This is a genomic window from Mycobacterium sp. NTMscope_MAC_269 (genome assembly GCF_976985695.1).
In genome coordinates this window covers 4,477,760-4,494,274 of record NZ_OZ335668.1, presented here as the reverse complement: position 1 = coordinate 4,494,274, position 16,515 = coordinate 4,477,760, and the positions used below count along the sequence as shown (strand labels likewise).

General features: G+C 67.4%; 16 protein-coding genes. 14 read left to right on the top strand and 2 right to left on the bottom strand.

The window, feature by feature from the left end:
- From ACZ50Z_RS21265 to ACZ50Z_RS21245, 5 genes are read left to right on the top strand one after another with little or no spacing between them, the layout of a single operon-like run.
- Window positions 1–759 carry an HpcH/HpaI aldolase family protein gene (locus tag ACZ50Z_RS21265; RefSeq protein ID WP_464485317.1) on the top strand — a complete coding sequence of 253 codons (759 nt, stop codon included), beginning with the start codon at window positions 1–3 and terminating at the stop codon, window positions 757–759.
- Window positions 756–1,166 (top strand): nuclear transport factor 2 family protein, encoded by a 411-nt coding sequence (locus ACZ50Z_RS21260; protein WP_464485316.1) that lies wholly within the window; start codon window positions 756–758, stop codon window positions 1,164–1,166. Before ACZ50Z_RS21265 ends, ACZ50Z_RS21260 begins: the two co-directional genes overlap by 4 nt.
- Complete coding sequence (locus ACZ50Z_RS21255) at window positions 1,163–1,891, top strand: SDR family NAD(P)-dependent oxidoreductase (protein ID WP_464485315.1); 729 nt, start codon at window positions 1,163–1,165, stop codon at window positions 1,889–1,891. The genes ACZ50Z_RS21260 and ACZ50Z_RS21255 overlap by 4 nt, the downstream gene beginning before the upstream one ends.
- Window positions 1,873–3,393 (top strand): flavin-containing monooxygenase, encoded by a 1,521-nt coding sequence (locus ACZ50Z_RS21250; protein ID WP_464485314.1) that lies wholly within the window; start codon window positions 1,873–1,875, stop codon window positions 3,391–3,393. Before ACZ50Z_RS21255 ends, ACZ50Z_RS21250 begins: the two co-directional genes overlap by 19 nt.
- Window positions 3,390–4,313: an alpha/beta hydrolase gene (locus tag ACZ50Z_RS21245; protein ID WP_464485313.1), complete on the top strand. Its 924-nt coding sequence runs from the start codon at window positions 3,390–3,392 to the stop codon at window positions 4,311–4,313. The genes ACZ50Z_RS21250 and ACZ50Z_RS21245 overlap by 4 nt, the downstream gene beginning before the upstream one ends.
- Here the strand turns inward: ACZ50Z_RS21245 and ACZ50Z_RS21240 are convergent.
- The gene (locus ACZ50Z_RS21240) at window positions 4,310–5,422 is read right to left on the bottom strand and encodes an alcohol dehydrogenase catalytic domain-containing protein (protein ID WP_464485312.1); all 1,113 of its coding nucleotides are present in this window, start codon (window positions 5,420–5,422) and stop codon (window positions 4,310–4,312) included. The genes ACZ50Z_RS21245 and ACZ50Z_RS21240 overlap by 4 nt on opposite strands.
- A gap of 14 nt (window positions 5,423–5,436) precedes the next feature.
- Between ACZ50Z_RS21240 and ACZ50Z_RS21235 the strand changes: the two genes are divergently transcribed.
- A complete protein-coding gene (locus ACZ50Z_RS21235; RefSeq protein WP_464485311.1) occupies window positions 5,437–5,913 on the top strand; it encodes an acyl-CoA thioesterase in 477 nt (158 codons plus the stop codon).
- Window positions 5,914–5,971: 58 nt separating this feature from the next.
- Window positions 5,972–6,412 carry an SRPBCC family protein gene (locus ACZ50Z_RS21230; protein ID WP_464485310.1) on the top strand — a complete coding sequence of 147 codons (441 nt, stop codon included), beginning with the start codon at window positions 5,972–5,974 and terminating at the stop codon, window positions 6,410–6,412.
- A gap of 138 nt (window positions 6,413–6,550) precedes the next feature.
- On the opposite strand, the gene ACZ50Z_RS21225 is transcribed toward ACZ50Z_RS21230, so the two are convergent.
- Complete coding sequence (locus tag ACZ50Z_RS21225; RefSeq protein WP_464485309.1) at window positions 6,551–7,228, bottom strand: GntR family transcriptional regulator; 678 nt, start codon at window positions 7,226–7,228, stop codon at window positions 6,551–6,553.
- Between the two features lie 194 nt (window positions 7,229–7,422).
- On the opposite strand from ACZ50Z_RS21225, the gene fadD5 reads away from it, so the two are divergent.
- The 7 genes from fadD5 (at window position 7,423) to ACZ50Z_RS21190 (ending at window position 16,514) form a co-directional block, all read left to right on the top strand.
- Entirely contained in the window at window positions 7,423–9,009 is a 1,587-nt protein-coding gene (gene fadD5 / locus ACZ50Z_RS21220) for a fatty-acid--CoA ligase FadD5 (protein WP_464485308.1), read from the top strand.
- Between the two features lie 293 nt (window positions 9,010–9,302).
- A complete protein-coding gene (locus tag ACZ50Z_RS21215) occupies window positions 9,303–10,118 on the top strand; it encodes an MlaE family ABC transporter permease (protein ID WP_464485307.1) in 816 nt (271 codons plus the stop codon).
- Window position 10,119: 1 nt separating this feature from the next.
- On the top strand, window positions 10,120–10,989 hold the full coding sequence (locus ACZ50Z_RS21210) for an MlaE family ABC transporter permease (RefSeq protein WP_464485306.1): 870 nt from the start codon (window positions 10,120–10,122) through the stop codon (window positions 10,987–10,989).
- A gap of 5 nt (window positions 10,990–10,994) precedes the next feature.
- Window positions 10,995–12,302 (top strand): MCE family protein, encoded by a 1,308-nt coding sequence (locus tag ACZ50Z_RS21205; protein WP_464485305.1) that lies wholly within the window; start codon window positions 10,995–10,997, stop codon window positions 12,300–12,302.
- Window positions 12,299–13,339, top strand: coding sequence for a virulence factor Mce family protein (locus tag ACZ50Z_RS21200; protein ID WP_464485304.1), 1,041 nt, complete (start codon window positions 12,299–12,301; stop codon window positions 13,337–13,339). Before ACZ50Z_RS21205 ends, ACZ50Z_RS21200 begins: the two co-directional genes overlap by 4 nt.
- Window positions 13,336–14,901, top strand: coding sequence for a virulence factor Mce family protein (locus ACZ50Z_RS21195; RefSeq protein ID WP_464485303.1), 1,566 nt, complete (start codon window positions 13,336–13,338; stop codon window positions 14,899–14,901). Before ACZ50Z_RS21200 ends, ACZ50Z_RS21195 begins: the two co-directional genes overlap by 4 nt.
- The gene (locus ACZ50Z_RS21190) at window positions 14,898–16,514 is read left to right on the top strand and encodes a virulence factor Mce family protein (RefSeq protein ID WP_464485302.1); all 1,617 of its coding nucleotides are present in this window, start codon (window positions 14,898–14,900) and stop codon (window positions 16,512–16,514) included. The genes ACZ50Z_RS21195 and ACZ50Z_RS21190 overlap by 4 nt, the downstream gene beginning before the upstream one ends.
- Window position 16,515 lies beyond the last annotated feature (1 nt).

Sequence of the window (16,515 nt, the reverse complement as noted above, 5' to 3'; positions counted from 1 at the left end):
ATGACGGACACCTCGCCGAGCAATCTGCACCGGGCGTTGAGCGGCAAACCCGTGGTATTCGGCGGCTGGGTCACCGGTCCAACGTGGCTGGGACCCGAGGAATTCGCACGCGCCGGTTACGATTACGTCGGCTTCGATGCCCAGCACGGCTATCTCGACGACGCCGACATCGCGCGCATGCTGCGCCGCACCGAGCACCTGCCGCTGGGGACCGTCGTGCGACTGCCCAACGCCGACGCCGCACCGATCGGGCGGGTGGCAGACGCCGGGGCTGACGCCGTCGTCATTGCAATGATCGAAACCGCGGACGAGGCCGCCGCGGCGGTCGCCGCCACCCGCTACCCGCCGGTGGGCGTGCGCAGCTTCGGCCCGCTGCGCGCCAGCCTGGGCCACGACCCCGCCGCCCACGAATCCCGGATCGGCGTGTTCGCGATGATCGAGACCGCCGCGGCGCTGGCGGACATCCACACGATCTGCGCCGTCGACGGCCTGACCGGAATCTACGTCGGGCCAGCCGATCTCGCCATCTCGATGGGCGTCGGCGTGGTCGGGGCGACCCGGCATCCCGACGTGCTCGAAGCGATCACGCGCATCCACCGGGTGGCCTCGGACGCCGGCCTGGTCACTGGCATTCACGCCGGAGACGGCGCGACGGGACAGGCCATGGCGCGGTTAGGGTTTGGCATGATCACCCTGGCCGCCGAGTCGGTGGCGCTGCGGCGCGGGGCCACCGAACACCTGCGTGAGGCGACACAATGACCGCCCGCCCGTCCGACGATGAGGCCGCGATCCGCGACCTCATCGCGAGCTACGCGCTCGCACTCGATGCCCGCGATGCCGACGGGTGCGTCCAGCTGTTCGCTCCCGACGGCGAATTCCTGGTCTACGGAAAGACTTTCGTGGGACACGACGCGCTCGCCCGCATGTTCCGCGACGCGGCGCACGGCCTGCATCTGACCGGCGTCTCGCGGATCACCGTTGAAGGGGAGCGCGCCACCGCCCGATCACAGGTGCTGTTCGTCCGGGCCGGCGATCTGCACCTGCGCCCCGCGCTCTACGACGACGAGCTGACGCGCGTCGCCGGGCAGTGGCGCTTTGCGCGGCGGCGGTGCAGCTTCATCACGAGCGGCGGATTGGCCGAGAGCCCCGAGGGGGCGCCGGCATGAACCCACGCGTCGCACTAGTGACCGGCGCGGCCGGCGGGCAGGGCCGGGCTATCGCGGAAAGACTGCGCGCCAAGGGGTTTTCGGTGGCCGCCTGCGATCGGCGGGCCGACGAACTCGCCGCGGTTGCGCGCGAATCGGGCGACGCGGAGCTGATCCCGGTCGAGCTCGACGTCACCTCCGAGCAGCAGTGGGGCTCGGCCGTCGCAGCGGTCGTCGACCACTTCGGGTCGCTGAGCACCCTGGTCAACTGCGCCGGCGTGCTGCACCGGGCGGCGCTGACCGACGAGACCGCCGAAGGATTCGAAAACTCCTGGCGGGTCAATTGTCTGGGCGCCTTCCTCGGCATGCGCGCGGCGCTGGAACACCTGCGCGCGGCGTCCGACGCTTCCATCGTCAACATCTGCAGCACCGGCGCGATCCGCCCGTTCCCGCAGCACGGCGCCTACGGCTCGTCGAAGTGGGCGCTGCGCGGCCTGACCCAGACCGCCGCCGCCGAACTCGCCCCCTCCGGCATCCGCGTCAACGCCGTGTTCCCCGGGCCGATCGCCACCTCGATGCTCGACGAGACCACCCAGTCCCGGCTGGCCGCGGCGTCGATGTTCGGGCGGATAGGCCGGGCCGACGAAGTGGCCGACGCCGTGGCCTTCCTCGTCTCCGCCGAGGCGTCGTTCATCACCGGCTCCGAACTCATCATCGACGGTGGTCAATGCCTGCAGATCCGATGACCGACCTGTCGGTCGGCATCATCGGCGCCGGCCCGGGCGGCCTCGCGCTGGGAATCATGCTGTCGCGCGCGGGTTTCGGCAATTTCACCATCTTCGACCGCGAAGACGGCGTCGGGGGGACCTGGCGGATCAACACCTATCCGGGACTGGCGTGCGACGTCAAGTCGCACCTCTACTCGTTCTCGTTCGACCTGAACGCCCACTGGTCACGGCTGTGGTCGGGACAACCCGAAATCCTGGACTACTTCCAGCGCACCGCCGACAAGCACGGCCTGCGGCCGCACCTGAAGCTGCGCACCGAAATCCGCTCCGCGCACTGGGATTCGGACACCCAGCTATGGTGCCTGACCACCGCATCCGGCGAACAGCATCACTTCAACGTCGTCGTGTCGGCGGTGGGCCTGTTCACCCGGCCGCTGCTGCCCGACCTCGTCGAAGAGGAGCCCTTCACCGGAACGGTGATGCACTCGTCGCGTTGGGATCACTCGATACCGCTGGAGGGCAAGAAAATCGCGGTTCTGGGCACCGGATCGACGGCCTCCCAGCTGATCCCCGAATTGGTCAAAGTGGCCGCCACGGTGTATTCGGTGCAGCGATCACCCACCTGGATCCTGCCCAAGCCGGACCGGCATTACACGCGGCGGGAGCGCTGGGCCTTCGCGCATCTGCCCTTCGCCAAAAAGATCTACCGGACCCGGCTGTGGCTGCGCAGCGAATCCAACATCTCGGTGATCGAGCACGGGAGCGAAAAGACCGAGCAATTCACCGCGCTCGCCCTGCACCTGCTCGAAAAGACGGTCGACGACGAGGAATTGCGCCGCAAGCTCACACCGGATCATCCGATGGGTTGCAAGCGGCTGGTGTTCTCCTCGGATTACCTGGCCGCGCTGACACGTCCCAACGTCGAGGTGGTGACCAGCCCGGCGCGTTCCCTGCGGGCCCGATCCCTGGTCGCCGAAGACGGCAAAGAACGCGAGGTCGACCTGGTGGTCTGCGCCACCGGCTACGCCGCCGCCGACTATCTCGGGGAACTGGACGTCCGCGGCGAACACGGAATCACGCTGCGAGAGCTCTGGCGCGACGGAGCACACGCCTACCTCGGCATGGCCGTGCCGGAATTCCCCAATTTCTTCATGCTGTACGGCCCCAACACCAACGTCGGCTCCAACAGCGTCATCTTCATCCTCGAAGCCCAGGCGCGCTACATCGTGCGGGCGCTGCGACACCTGCGGCGCCACCGCAAGCGCTACGTCGCGGTGCGACCCACCGCGCTGGCCGACTTCGTCGACAAGATCGACCGATGGATGGTGGGCACCGTCTGGACCACCCAGTGCAGCAACTACTTTCGCGCTCCCAACGGGCGCGTGGTCACCCAGTGGCCGCGCAGCGCACGTACCTTCTGGGGAATGACGCGCAGGTTCAAGCCCGCCGACTTCCACTTCGCCCCGGCGGCGGCGTCCACCCCACCGAAGGTCGCCGCACCCGAGCGGGGCACGCGGTGACCGAGCTCGACGACGCCGATCGCCTCGACCCGGCGCTGCGCGCGATCGCGACCGCGCGCACCGACTTCACCGCTGCCGCAATTCAACTGACCCGCGAACCGTTCAACGAACGCCGCCGCGTCACCGCCGAGCAGACCGACGCCCGCGACGTGCGGATCATCGAGGACGACGCGGCCGGGGTCGGGGTGCGCATCTATCGCGGCGGTCCTGCGCCGGCGCCCATCGTCGTGTATTGCCACGCCGGCGGTTTCGCCCTGGGAAACCTCGACACCGATCACCGCCAATGTGTGGAGCTCGCCCGCCGGGCGCGCTGCACGGTGGTGTCGGTGGATTACCGGCTGGCACCGGAGCACCCCTATCCCGCCGCGCTCGAGGACGCGAGCGCCGTGCTGCGCTGGGTGGTCGCCAAGGCGGCGTCGCTCGAAGTGGATCCGGCACGGATAGCGGTCGCGGGCAGCAGCGCCGGCGCCACCCTGGCCGCATGCCTGGCGCAGCGCGCCGCCGACGGTTCGTTGCCGCCGGTGGTCTTCCAGCTGCTGCACCAGCCGGTGCTCGATGACGGTTCCACGCCGTCGAAGGCACAGTTTCGCACCAGTCCGGCCTTCGACGGCGAGGGCGCCGAGCTGATGTGGCGCCACTACCTGGGCCCAGAAGCAGTACCGCAGGCCGCGGTGCCCGCACGTCGACCCGAATTCTCCGGTCTGGCACCGGCTTTGATCACCTGCGCCGAGATCGACCCGTTCCGCGACGAGGCCATCGACTATGCGCTACGGCTCTTGCGCGCGGGAGTGTCCGCCGAGCTGCACGTGTTCCCGCGCGCCTGCCACGGATTCGATTCACTGCTGCCGGAATGGCCGGGCTCACAACACCTTTTCGCGCTTCAAGGCGCCGCGCTGTCCAGCTCGCTGCACGGCGACTAAGCGTCGAATCGGATGAGCTGGCGCACCGCGGTGCCGTCGGCCAGATGGTCCATCGCCTCGTTGATGTCGTCGAGCCGGATCGTCGAGGACACCAGCGATTGCACCGGCAGCCGGCCAGAGCGCCACAGCTCCACGAACCGGGGGATGTCCCGGCTGGGCACCGCCGACCCGAGGTAGCTGCCGATCAGCGACCGCCCCTCGGCCACAAAACCCAACGGCGACACGGTGATCCGTGCGTCCGGCGGCGGCAAGCCCACCGTGATGGTCCGTCCGCCGGGCGCGGTCAGGCCGATCGAGGTCTCCAGCGCGGCCGGATGACCGACGGCCTCGACCACCACCGCGGCCTTCACCCCGGCGTCGCCGGCCTGCTGCGGTGTGTAGGCGTCATGGGCGCCCAGGCGGCGGGCGGCCGCCAACTTTTCCGGCAGCTGGTCGACGGCGACCACACGGACGTCGTCATAGGTGAGTGCGGTGAGCAGGGCGGCCATGCCGACGCCGCCCAGCCCGACCACGGCGACGGTCTGACCCGGCCGCGGCTGCCCCACGTTGAGCACCGCGCCACCGCCGGTCAGCACCGCGCACCCCAGCAGCGCGGCGACGTCGGCCGGCACGTCGGGCGGCACCGCGACCGCGCTCGCCCGGTTGACGACCGCGTGCGTCGCGAAACCCGAGACCCCGAGGTGGTGATACACCGGTTGGCCGCCGCGGCTGAGCCGGATGTCGCCGCCCAGCAAGGTGCCGGCACCGTTGGCGGCGCTGCCCGGCTCACACGGCGTCAACCCTTGCGTCGCGCACGCCGCGCAATGGCCGCAGCGCGGCAAGAACACCAGCACCACCCGCTGACCGACGGCCAGGTCACCGGCACCGTCACCGACCCGCTCGACGATGCCGGCGGCCTCGTGGCCGAGCAGCATCGGCACCGGGCGCACCCGGTTGCCGTCGACCACCGACAGGTCGGAGTGGCAGAGGCCGGCCGCCTCGATGCGGACCAGGACCTCGTCGCGGCCCGGGGGCGCGAGGTCGACGTCGGCGATGCTGATGGGCCGCGACCGCGCGTAGGGCCGGGGCGCCCCGATCTGCTCCAGCACCGCGCCCCGAATTCCGGACATGCTGGAATACAACCATGGCGTCGGCTCCAAAAGTTCCCCCCGCCCCGGACGGGTTGACCAGCAACGACTTCCCGGTGCTGTGGCCGGTCGGGACGCGGTGGGCCGACAACGACATGTTCGGCCACCTCAACAACGCCGTCTACTACCAGTTGTTCGACACCGCGATCAACGCCTGGATCAACACCAGCACCGGGCTGGACCCGCTCATCACGCCCGCGCTGGGCATCGTCGCCGAGTCGGGCTGCCGCTACTTCTCCGAACTGCATTTCCCGCAGCACCTCGTGGTGGGTCTGGCCGTGACGCGGCTGGGCCGCAGCAGCGTCACCTACCGGCTGGGTGTGTTCGAGAGTGGAGACGGCGAAACGCGGCCGATCACCGCGCTGGGGCACTGGGTGCACGTCTACGTCGACCGGGTCACCCGCAAGTCCGTCCCGATTCCCGATCCCATCCGTGCCCTGCTGTCGACGGCCGGCGTCGGCGAATCGGCCTAGCCGCGGCCCAGATAGCGCCCCGCGCTGGGGTTTTCGCGCGCCCCGTTATGCTGCGCGCATGCCAGTGTTGAGCAAGACGGTCGAAATCGGCGCCGACGCCGCGTTGATCATGAAGATCGTCGGCGATTTCGAGGCCTACCCGCAGTGGAACGAGGAGATCAAGGGTCTGTGGGTGCTCGCCCGCTACGACGACGGGCGGCCCAGCCAGCTGCGGCTCGACACCGATTACCAGGGCATGCAGAGCCTGTTCATCCAGGCCGTGTACTACCCGGGGGAAAACCAGATCCAGACCGTCCTGCAGCAGGGCGACCTGTTCACCAAGCAGGAGCAGCTGTTCAGTGTGGTGGCGATGGGCGCGTCGAGCCTGCTGACCGTGGACCTGGACGTCGAGACCTCGATGCCGGTCCCGGCGCCGATGGTCAAGCAACTCCTCAACAACGTCCTCGACCACCTCGCCGAGAGCCTCAAGCAGCGCGCCGAGCAGCTGGCCGCCAATTAGTGGTCTGAGTCGCTAATCCGTGGGCGCCACGGCGCCGAACGTGCACGTATTGCGACAAACTGCACCGAATTTCGCAGTGAGCGCACGTTCGGCGACATTGCCGGGCGCCGTCCTATCTTCGTCCGGTTTCGCCGCAGGTCAGAAGATCCCGGTGCGGTCGCGCATCTCGGTCAGGCGGGCCGCCGCGTCGGTGAACTGCCACACGGTGTGCTCGATCACCGCGGCGGTGTCGCGATGCCGCAGCGCGGCGATCAGCTTCCGGTGGTTGTCGACGGCGGCCTTGCCCCAATGCGGATCGGCGGCGTACACCAGCACCGGCATGTAGCGGGCGGCGTTGAGCAGGAACCACGCCAGCTTGATCCGGCCGCTGGCTTGGTTGAAGACACGGTGAAAGGCGAACTCGATGCCCGCGATGGTCTCGGCGTCGCTGGATCCGACGGCCGCGGCGAGCGAATCGTTGATGCGGTCCAGCTCGTCGATCTCGGCGTCGGTGATGTGGTCGGTGGCCGCGGCCGCCAGCTCTTTGGCGATCGAGGCCTGCAGCCAGAAGATGTCCTCGATGTCCTGGCGGGTGAGCGGCAACACGACGTGACCGCGGTGCGGCTCCAGCTGCACCATGCCCTCGCCGCGCAGCTTCAGCAGGGCTTCGCGCACCGGGGTGACGCTGACCCCGAGCTGGGCCGCGGTCTCGTCGAGACGGATGAACGTCCCCGGACGCAGCGTGCCGGACATGATCGACGCCCGCAGATGGCCCGCGACCTCGTCGGACAGCTGAGCCCGCCGCAGCGGCCGCCGGCTCCTCGGCTGCATAGACATCGGTGCGTTCACAGGGTCTGCCAGGACTTTCAGTGACTTGGCGGGGCAGGGTTCAGGTTGTGACGGGCCTTGACGGGGGCTGGTCGAGGACTTGTCAGTGGACCGTCAAAGCCATAGTGTGACCCACACAACACTATGTTTTATCAAATATCAACCTGGCGCAAGCGGTGCGCGAGTGAAGGGAAGTGTGGAGTTTGACCGCGCAATTGGCAGACCATCTGACACAACAGCCGTACCTGGCGCGGCGGCAGAACTGGGTGAACCAGCTCGAGCGGCACGCGCTGATGCAGCCGGACGCGACGGCGCTGAGGTTCCTGGGCAAGACCCAGACGTGGGGCGAACTGCGCGGCCGGGTGGCGGCGCTGGCCGACGCGCTGAGCCGCCGGGGTGTCGGCTTCGGCGACCGGGTCATGATCCTGATGCTCAACCGCACCGAGTTCGTCGAGTCGGTGCTGGCCATCAACATGCTCGGCGCCATCGCCGTGCCGCTGAACTTCCGGCTCACCCCGGCCGAAATCGCCTTCCTGGTCCAGGATTGCGAAGCGCGTGTGATCGTCACCGAATCGGTGCTCGCCCCGGTGGCCACCGGCGTGCGCGACATCGAGTCGCTGCTCGGCACCGTCGTCGTCGCTGGCGGTTCGACCGCCGACAACGTGCTCGGTTACGAGGACCTCATCAACGAGACAGGGGAGTCGCACCAACCCGTCGACATCCCGAACGACTCGCCGGCGTTGATCATGTACACCTCGGGCACCACCGGGCGCCCCAAGGGCGCCGTGCTCACCCACACCAACCTGACCGGCCAGACGATGACCGGGCTCTACACCAACGGCGCCGACATCAACAGTGACGTCGGGTTCATCGGGGTGCCGTTCTTCCACATCGCCGGCATCGGCAACATGCTGACCGGAGTGCTGCTCGGCATCCCCACGGTCATCTACCCGCTCGGCGCGTTCGAGCCCGGCCAACTCCTCGACGTGCTCGCCGCAGAAAAGGTCACCGGGATTTTCCTGGTTCCCGCGCAGTGGCAGGCCGTCTGCGCCGAGCAAAAGGCGCATCCGCGCGATCTCAAACTGCGGGTGATTTCGTGGGGCGCCGCACCGGCTCCCGACGCGCTGCTGCGGGAGATGTCGGCGAGGTTCCCCGGCACCCAGATCCTGGCCGCGTTCGGCCAGACGGAGATGTCCCCGGTCACCTGCATGTTGCTGGGAGAGGACGCCATCCGTAAGCGCGGCTCGGTCGGCAAGGTGATTCCGACGGTGGCCGCCCGAGTGGTCGACGAGAACATGAACGACGTGCCGATCGGTGAGGTCGGTGAAATCGTCTATCGCGCACCAACTTTGATGAGTGGTTACTGGAACAATCCGGAGGCGACGGCGGAAGCGTTCGCCGGCGGCTGGTTCCACTCCGGCGACCTGGTCCGCATGGACTCCGACGGCTACGTGTGGGTGGTCGACCGCAAGAAGGACATGATCATCTCCGGCGGGGAGAACATCTACTGCGCCGAGGTGGAGAACGTCCTGGCCAGCCACCCGAGCATCGTCGAAGTCGCCGTCATCGGCCGCACCCACGACAAGTGGGGCGAGGTGCCGATCGCGGTAGCCGCGGTGGCGGGCGAGAAGTTGGGGCTCGACGAGCTGGACGAGTTCTTGACCGAGCGGCTGGCGCGCTACAAGCACCCGAAGGCCCTCGAGATCGTCGACGCGCTCCCGCGCAACCCGGCCGGCAAGGTGCTCAAGACTGAGCTGCGGATCCGTTACGGAGTCGCAAAAATCGACTAAATCCATTCTAGGGCAAGAGGTTTTAGGGCCAGAGAGGAAATTCGGCAGGTGCTGTAACGTTTGCCAGCTGTTGGCGAAGGGTTAATTGTGCAGATGCGGTTCACACGTGCTTGGCCATCGGGTACATTCCTGTGGTCTCCGTTACTACTTGCCAGTAGGGAGCCGATGGTCACAGGCATCAAGTCGGGGCGAGGTGGGGGCACCCCCGGCCGCACAGCAGTCAGGGGGCGAGGCGTGCTAGACGATCCGCCGCGACGCCAGGGAGCGCGCGGTGACGGCCAGAGGGGGCAGCGGTGACTTCATCGTCGACGAGTCGACGGGGTCCCTACTTGGTCGGCTATGTGCGCGATCAACTGCAGACCCCGCTGGAGCTTGTCGGCGGGTTCTTCCGGATGTGCGTGCTCACCGGAAAAGCGCTGTTCCGTCGGCCGTTCCAGTGGCGTGAACTCGTCCTGCAGTGCTGGTTCATCATGCGGGTGGCGTTCTTGCCGACCGTCTTTGTCTCGATTCCGCTGACCGTGCTGCTGATCTTCACCCTCAACGTGCTGCTGGCTCAGTTCGGTGCCGCTGACCTCTCGGGCGCCGGCGCGGCCATCGGTGCGGTCACCCAGCTCGGCCCGCTGACCACGGTGCTGGTGGTCGCCGGCGCCGGCTCGACGGCGATCTGCGCCGATCTGGGTGCGCGCACCATCCGCGAAGAGATCGACGCGATGGAGGTGCTGGGGATCGACCCGATCCATCGGCTGGTGGTGCCCCGGGTGATCGCCGCAACCGTGGTCGCCACCTTGCTCAACGGCCTGGTGATCACCGTCGGTCTGGTCGGCGGCTACCTGTTCGGCGTCTATTTGCAGAACGTGTCGGGTGGGGCGTACCTGGCCACCCTGACCACCATCACCGGCCTGCCCGAGGTTGTCATCGCGACCGTCAAGGCCGCGGTCTTCGGCCTGATCGCCGGACTGGTCGGATGCTTCCGTGGGCTGACCGTGCGCGGCGGCTCCAAGGGGCTGGGCACCGCCGTCAACGAGACGGTCGTGCTCTGCGTCGTCGCGCTGTATGCGGTCAACGTCGTGCTGACCACGATCGGCGTGCGATTCGGGACGGGGCACTGACATGTCAACGACCGCCGTCTTTCGCTCCCGCTTCCCGCGGGCGGCAGAAAATCTCAACCGCTACGGCCTTGCCGCGGCTCGCGGGCTCGACGACATCGGTCAGATGGCGTGGTTCGGTGGGGTGGCCCTGGCGCACATTCCGCACGCGCTGCGCAACTACCGCAAGGAAACCCTGCGGTTGATCGCCCAAATCGGCATGGGCACCGGCGCCATGGCGGTCATCGGCGGCACGGTCGCCATCGTCGGCTTCGTGACGTTGTCCGGTAGCTCCCTGGTCGCGATCCAGGGGTTCGCCTCGCTGGGCAACATCGGCGTCGAGGCGTTCACCGGGTTCTTCGCCGCGCTGATCAACGTGCGCATCGCCGCACCCGTCGTCACCGGCATCGCGATGGCCGCCACGGTCGGGGCCGGGGCGACGGCCGAGTTGGGGGCGATGCGCATCAGCGAGGAGATCGACGCGCTGGAAGTGATGGGCATCAAGTCGATTTCGTTCTTGGCGACCACCCGGATCATGGCCGGCCTCGTAGTGATCATCCCGCTCTACGCGCTGGCGATGATCATGTCGTTCCTGTCGCCGCAGATCACCACGACCGTGCTCTACGGACAATCCAACGGCACCTACGAGCACTACTTCCGGACGTTCCTGCGTCCCGACGACGTTTTCTGGTCGTTCTTGGAAGCCATCATCATCACCGCGGTCGTCATGATCACCCACTGCTTCTACGGCTACAACGCCGGCGGCGGGCCGGTCGGCGTGGGTGAGGCCGTCGGTCGATCGATGCGTTTCTCGCTGGTGTCGGTGCAGGTCGTCGTGTTGTCCGCCGCGTTGGCGCTCTATGGCGTCAACCCCAACTTCGCGCTCACGGTGTAGCCGCCATGCCCGCGCCGATCCAGACCAACGCCCAGCGGACGCCGCCCTACAAGTGGGTCGGTTTGGCGGGCCTGGTGATCGCCGCGCTGGTCCTCGGGTTCGTCTACGGGCAGTTCCGTGGTGATTTCACCCCGAAGGCCAACCTGACGATGTTGGCGTCGCGGGCCGGTTTGGTGATGGATCCGGGGTCGAAGGTGACCTATAACGGGGTGGAGATCGGCCGGGTGGGCAAGATCGCGGAGACGGTGCGCGACGGCAAGCCGGCGGCCAAGTTCACTCTCGAGGTCTACCCGCGGTATTTGAAGCTGATCCCGTCGAATGTGAATGCCGATATCAAGGCGACGACGGTCTTTGGCGGCAAGTATGTGTCGCTGACGACGCCGGCCAATCCGTCGCCGCAGAAGATCACTGCGCACACGGTGCTGGATGCCCGCTCGGTGACCACCGAGATCAACACGCTGTTTCAGACGATCACCTCGATCGCGGAGAAGGTTGATCCGGTCAAGTTGAATTTGACGTTGAGCGCGGCGGCGCAGTCGTTGGCCGGGCTGGGGGACAAGTTCGGGCAGTCGATAGTCAACGCCAATGTGCTGCTCGATGACGTCAACCCGCGAATGCCGCAGGCGCGCAAGGACATTCAACAGTTGGCGGCGCTGGGCGACACGTATGCGGACGCGTCGCCGGATCTGTTCGACTTCTTGAATAACGCGGTGGTGACCTCGCGCACGATCAACGCGCAGCAAAAGGATCTGGATCAGGCGTTGTTGTCGGCGGCCGGGTTCGGTAACACGGGTGCGGATCTGTTCAGCAAGGGCGGGCCGTATCTGGCGCGCGGTGCGGCCGACCTGGTGCCCTCGGCGGAACTGCTCGACACCTACAGCCCCGAGTTGTTCTGCACGGTGCGCAACTACCACGACATCGAGCCCAAGGCCGCCTCGTTCCTGGGCGGCAACGGCTACTCGCTCAACAGCCACACCCAAGCGCTGTCCGGACTGGGGCTGATCGCCAACCCGCTGTCGTTGGTCGCCGTCGCCGCGCTGACGCTGGGCCTCGGTGCCACTGCCGGTCTGGTCGGCGGCGCGCCCAACCCCTACGTCTGGCCCGAGAACCTGCCGCGCGTGAACGCCCGCGGCGGCCCCGGCGGCGCCCCGGGTTGCTGGCAGCCGCTCACCCACGATCTGTGGCCGGCGCCCGAGTTGGTGATGGACTCCGGCAACAGCCTCGCGCCGTACAACCACCTGGACACCGGATCGCCGTACGCGATCGAGTACGTCTGGGGACGCCAGGTAGGGGATAACACGATCAACCCATGAAAATCACCGGAACCGTTGTCAGACTCGGCATCTTCTCCGTGGTGCTGTTGATCTTCACTGTGATGATCATCGTGGTGTTCGGTCAGATGCGCTTTGACCGCACCAACGCGTACTCGGCGGAATTCAGCAACGTCAGCGGCCTGCGCGCAGGCCAGTTCGTCCGCGCGTCCGGCGTCGAGGTCGGCAAGGTCGACAAGGTGGAACTGATCGACGGCGGCAAGCGCGCCCGGGTGAAGTTCAACGTCGACCGCTCGATCCCGCTCTACCAGTCGACGAGCGCCCAGATCCGCTACCTCGACCTGATCGGTAACCGCTACCTGGAGATCAAACGGGGTCAGGGCGAAGGCGCGGACAAGGTCTTGGCCCCCGGCGGTTTCATCCCCCTGTCGCGCACCCAGCCGGCGCTGGACCTCGACGCGCTGATCGGCGGTTTCAAGCCGCTGTTTCGGGCGCTGGACCCGCAGAAGGTCAACACCATCGCGTCCACGCTGGTCACCGTCTTCCAGGGCCAGGGCGGCACCATCAACGACATCCTCGACAACACCGCGCAGCTGACCAACCAGCTCGGTGAGCGCGATCAAGCGATCGGCGAGGTCATCAAGAACCTGAACGTCGTCTTGGACACGACGGTCAAGCATCGCCAGCAATTCGACCAGACGGTCGACAAGCTCGAGGTGTTGATCACCGGGCTCAAGAACCATGGCGACCAGCAGGCCGCCGGGTTCGCCCACATCAGCAACGCCGCCGGGACGGTCGCCGATCTGCTGGCCGAGGACCGCACACTGCTGCACAAGACCCTGAATTATCTGGACGCCGTGCAGCAGCCGCTGATCGACCAGCAAGACCAGTTGCAGGACTACCTCAAGAAGGTGCCGACCGCGTTGAACATGATCGGTCGCGCCATCGGTTCCTACGGGGACTTCGTGAACTTCTACGCCTGCGACATCACCCTCAAGATCAACGGCCTGCAGGCGGGCGGGCCGGTCCGCACGGTCCGGCTGTTCCAGCAGCCGACGGGTAGGTGCACGCCGCAATGAGAACACTGGAGCCAGAGAACCGGGTCCGCATCGGGCTGATGGGCATCGTCGTGACGGTGCTCGTGATCGGCGTCGGCCAAAGCTTCACCAGCGTTCCGCTGCTGTTCGCCAAGCCGAGCTACTACGGGCAGTTCACCGACTCCGGCGGCATCAACACCGGCGACAAAGTGCGCATCGCCGGCGTGGACGTCGGCAAGGTGGAGGGCCTGAAGATCGACGGCGACCACGTCAAGCTGAAGTTCTCCGTCGGCACCAACACCATCGGCACCGAGAGCCGGCTGGCGATCAAGACCGACACCATCCTGGGGAAGAAGATCCTCGACGTCGAGGCCCGCGGCAACCAGCCGCTGCGGCCCGGCCAGACCCTGCCGCTGGGCCAAAGCACCACGCCGTATCAGATCTACGACGCGTTCTTCGACGTCACCAAGGCTGCCCAGGGCTGGGACATCGACACCGTCAAGCAGTCACTGCACGTGCTCTCGGAGACCATCGACCAGACCTACCCGCACCTGAGCCCTGCGCTCGAGGGCGTGGCCAAGTTCTCCGAAACGATCGGCAAGCGCGACGAAGAGGTCAAGCATCTGCTGGCCCAGGCCAACCAGGTGGCCAGCGTCCTGGGTGACCGCAGCAACCAGGTCGACCGGGCGTTGGTCAACGCGAAAACGCTGCTGGCCGCCTTCAACGAGCGCGGCCAGGCCATCAATGCCCTGCTGGCGAACATCGCCGCATTCTCCGAGCAGGTCAAGGGTTTCATCAATGACAACCCGAACATCAACCACGTGCTGGAGCAGCTGCGCACGCTCAGCGACATCCTGGTGCAGCGCAAGGACGACCTGGCCAATGGGTTCACCGAGGTCGGCAAGTTCCTGCCGTCGCTGAACGAGGCCATCGCTTCGGGACCGTTCTTCAAGGTGGTCCTCCACAACCTGGCCCTCTATCAGATCTCGCAGCCGTGGGTCGACGCGGCGTTCAAGAAGCGCGGCATCGATCCGGAAGACTTCTGGCGCAGCGCCGGACTGCCCGCCTACCGGTTCCCCGACCCCAACGGCACCCGGTTCCCCAACGGCGCACCGCCCCCGGCGCCCCCGGTGCTCGAGGGCACGCCCGATCACCCGGGCCCGGCCGTCCCACCGGGATCGCCGTGTTCGTACACGCCCGCGGCCGACGGGCTGCCCCGGCCCGACAACCCGCTGCCCTGTGCGGGCGCGGTGTCCGGGCCGTTCGGTGGGCCGGGCTTCCCGGCGCCGGTCGACGTGATGACGTCGCCGCCGAACCCTGCGGGCCTGCCGCCCACGCCGGGCATCAATATCGCCGGGCGGCCGGGCGACCCGCCGCCGGACGTGCCGGGAACGCCCGTGCCGTTGCCGACGCAGGCGCCCCCGGGTGCGCGTACCGAGAACCTCGCGCCGGCCGGACCGGTGCCGCCGCCGTCGACGTTCGCGCCGGGATTCCCGCCGGGACCGGCGGCGCCGCCCGGGCCGGGCAACCAGCTGCCGGCACCGTTCATCAACCCCGGCGGAGCCGGAGGCAGCGGCGCAGCGGGGGGAGGTAGCCAGAATTGAGCACCATCTTTGACATCCGCAACATTCGGCTCCCCAAGCTGTCCCGGGCGTCGGTGATCATCGGTGCCCTGGTGATCGTGCTGGCCATCGTTGTCGGCTACGTCGGCTGGCGGCTATACGAGAAGCTCACCAACAACACCGTGGTCGCCTACTTCCCCGCGGCCAACGCCCTTTACCCGGGGGACAAGGTCCAGATCATGGGCCTGCGGGTGGGCGCGATCGACAAGATCGAGCCCGCCGGCGACAAGATGAAGGTCACCTTCCACTACGAGAACAAGTACCGGGTGCCGGCCAACGCGTCGGCGGTGATCCTCAACCCGACCCTGGTGGCCTCGCGCGCCATCCAGTTGGAGCCGCCGTACAAGGGCGGCCCGGTGCTGGCCGACGACGCGGTGATCCCCGAGGAGCGCACGCAGGTTCCGGTCGAGTGGGACCAGCTGCGCAACAGCATCACCAACATCATCTCGAAGCTGGGCCCCACCGCCGAGCAACCCAAGGGCCCGTTCGGAGAGGTCATCGAGTCGTTCGCCAACGGGCTGGCCGGCAAGGGCAAGCAGTTCAACACCACGCTGAGCAACCTGTCGCAGGCGTTGACCGCATTGAACGAGGGTCGCGGCGACTTCTTCGCGGTGGTGCGCAGCCTGGCGCTGTTCGTCAACGCGCTGCACCAAGACGACGCGCAGTTCGTCGCGCTCAACCAGAACCTCGCCGATTTCACCACGCGTCTCGCGCACAACGACACGGACCTGTCCAATGCGCTGCAGCAGTTCGACAGCCTGCTCACCACCGTGCGGCCCTGGCTCGACAAGAACAGCGAAGTGCTGATCTACGACGTCAACAACTTGGCGACCGTGACGAACACGTTGCTGCAACCGGATTCGCTGAACGGGCTGGAGACCGCGCTGCACGTTCTTCCGACAGCCGCGGCGAACATCAACCAGATCTATCACCCGTCGCACGGATCGGTGGTCGCGATCCCGTCGATCACCAACTTCGCGAACCCGATGCAGTTCATCTGCAGTGCGATCCAGGCGGGCAGCCGGCTGGGCTACCAAGAGTCCGCCGAATTGTGCGCCCAATACCTGGCGCCGATTCTTGACGCGATCAAGTTCAACTATCCGCCGTTCGGGTTGAACCTGTTCAGCACGGCGGAGACGCTGCCCAAGGAAGTGGCCTACTCAGAAGAACGACTCCGTCCGCCGAACGGATACAAGGACACGACCGTCCCGGGCATCTGGGTGCCCGACACCCCGACCTCGCACCGCAACACCCAGCCGGGATGGATCGTCGCCCCGGGCATGCAGGGTCAGCAGGTCGGGCCCATCACCGCGGGACTGATGACGCCGGAGTCGTTGGAAGAGCTGATGGGTGGGCCCAACATCGAACCCGTCCAGTCGAACCTGCAGACCCCGCCGGGGCCGCCGAACGCCTACGACGAGAACCCGATCGCGCCAGTGATCGGCCAGAACCCTCCGCAGGTTCCGATACCGCCGCCACCGCCGGGGCCCGGCGTGGTCCCGGGTCCCGTGGCGCCGACACCGGCGCCGGTGTCCGCGCCCGCGCCGAACGCGGGTGGCCCGGCGTCGGCCGCTGACTTCGGAGGTGGCCAGTGAG

What these genes read in the sequence shown, in the direction of transcription:
- ACZ50Z_RS21265 (WP_464485317.1), top strand. Translation starts at nt 1, where the DNA reads ATGACGGACACCTCGCCGAGCAATCTGCACCGGGCGTTGAGCGGCAAA.
- ACZ50Z_RS21260 (WP_464485316.1), top strand. Translation starts at nt 756, where the DNA reads ATGACCGCCCGCCCGTCCGACGATGAGGCCGCGATCCGCGACCTCATC.
- ACZ50Z_RS21255 (WP_464485315.1), top strand. Translation starts at nt 1,163, where the DNA reads ATGAACCCACGCGTCGCACTAGTGACCGGCGCGGCCGGCGGGCAGGGC.
- ACZ50Z_RS21250 (WP_464485314.1), top strand. Translation starts at nt 1,873, where the DNA reads ATGCCTGCAGATCCGATGACCGACCTGTCGGTCGGCATCATCGGCGCC.
- ACZ50Z_RS21240 (WP_464485312.1), bottom strand. Translation starts at nt 5,422, where the DNA reads ATGTCCGGAATTCGGGGCGCGGTGCTGGAGCAGATCGGGGCGCCCCGG.
- ACZ50Z_RS21235 (WP_464485311.1), top strand. Translation starts at nt 5,437, where the DNA reads ATGGCGTCGGCTCCAAAAGTTCCCCCCGCCCCGGACGGGTTGACCAGC.
- ACZ50Z_RS21230 (WP_464485310.1), top strand. Translation starts at nt 5,972, where the DNA reads ATGCCAGTGTTGAGCAAGACGGTCGAAATCGGCGCCGACGCCGCGTTG.
- ACZ50Z_RS21225 (WP_464485309.1), bottom strand. Translation starts at nt 7,228, where the DNA reads ATGTCTATGCAGCCGAGGAGCCGGCGGCCGCTGCGGCGGGCTCAGCTG.
- ACZ50Z_RS21210 (WP_464485306.1), top strand. Translation starts at nt 10,120, where the DNA reads ATGTCAACGACCGCCGTCTTTCGCTCCCGCTTCCCGCGGGCGGCAGAA.
- ACZ50Z_RS21205 (WP_464485305.1), top strand. Translation starts at nt 10,995, where the DNA reads ATGCCCGCGCCGATCCAGACCAACGCCCAGCGGACGCCGCCCTACAAG.
- ACZ50Z_RS21200 (WP_464485304.1), top strand. Translation starts at nt 12,299, where the DNA reads ATGAAAATCACCGGAACCGTTGTCAGACTCGGCATCTTCTCCGTGGTG.
- ACZ50Z_RS21195 (WP_464485303.1), top strand. Translation starts at nt 13,336, where the DNA reads ATGAGAACACTGGAGCCAGAGAACCGGGTCCGCATCGGGCTGATGGGC.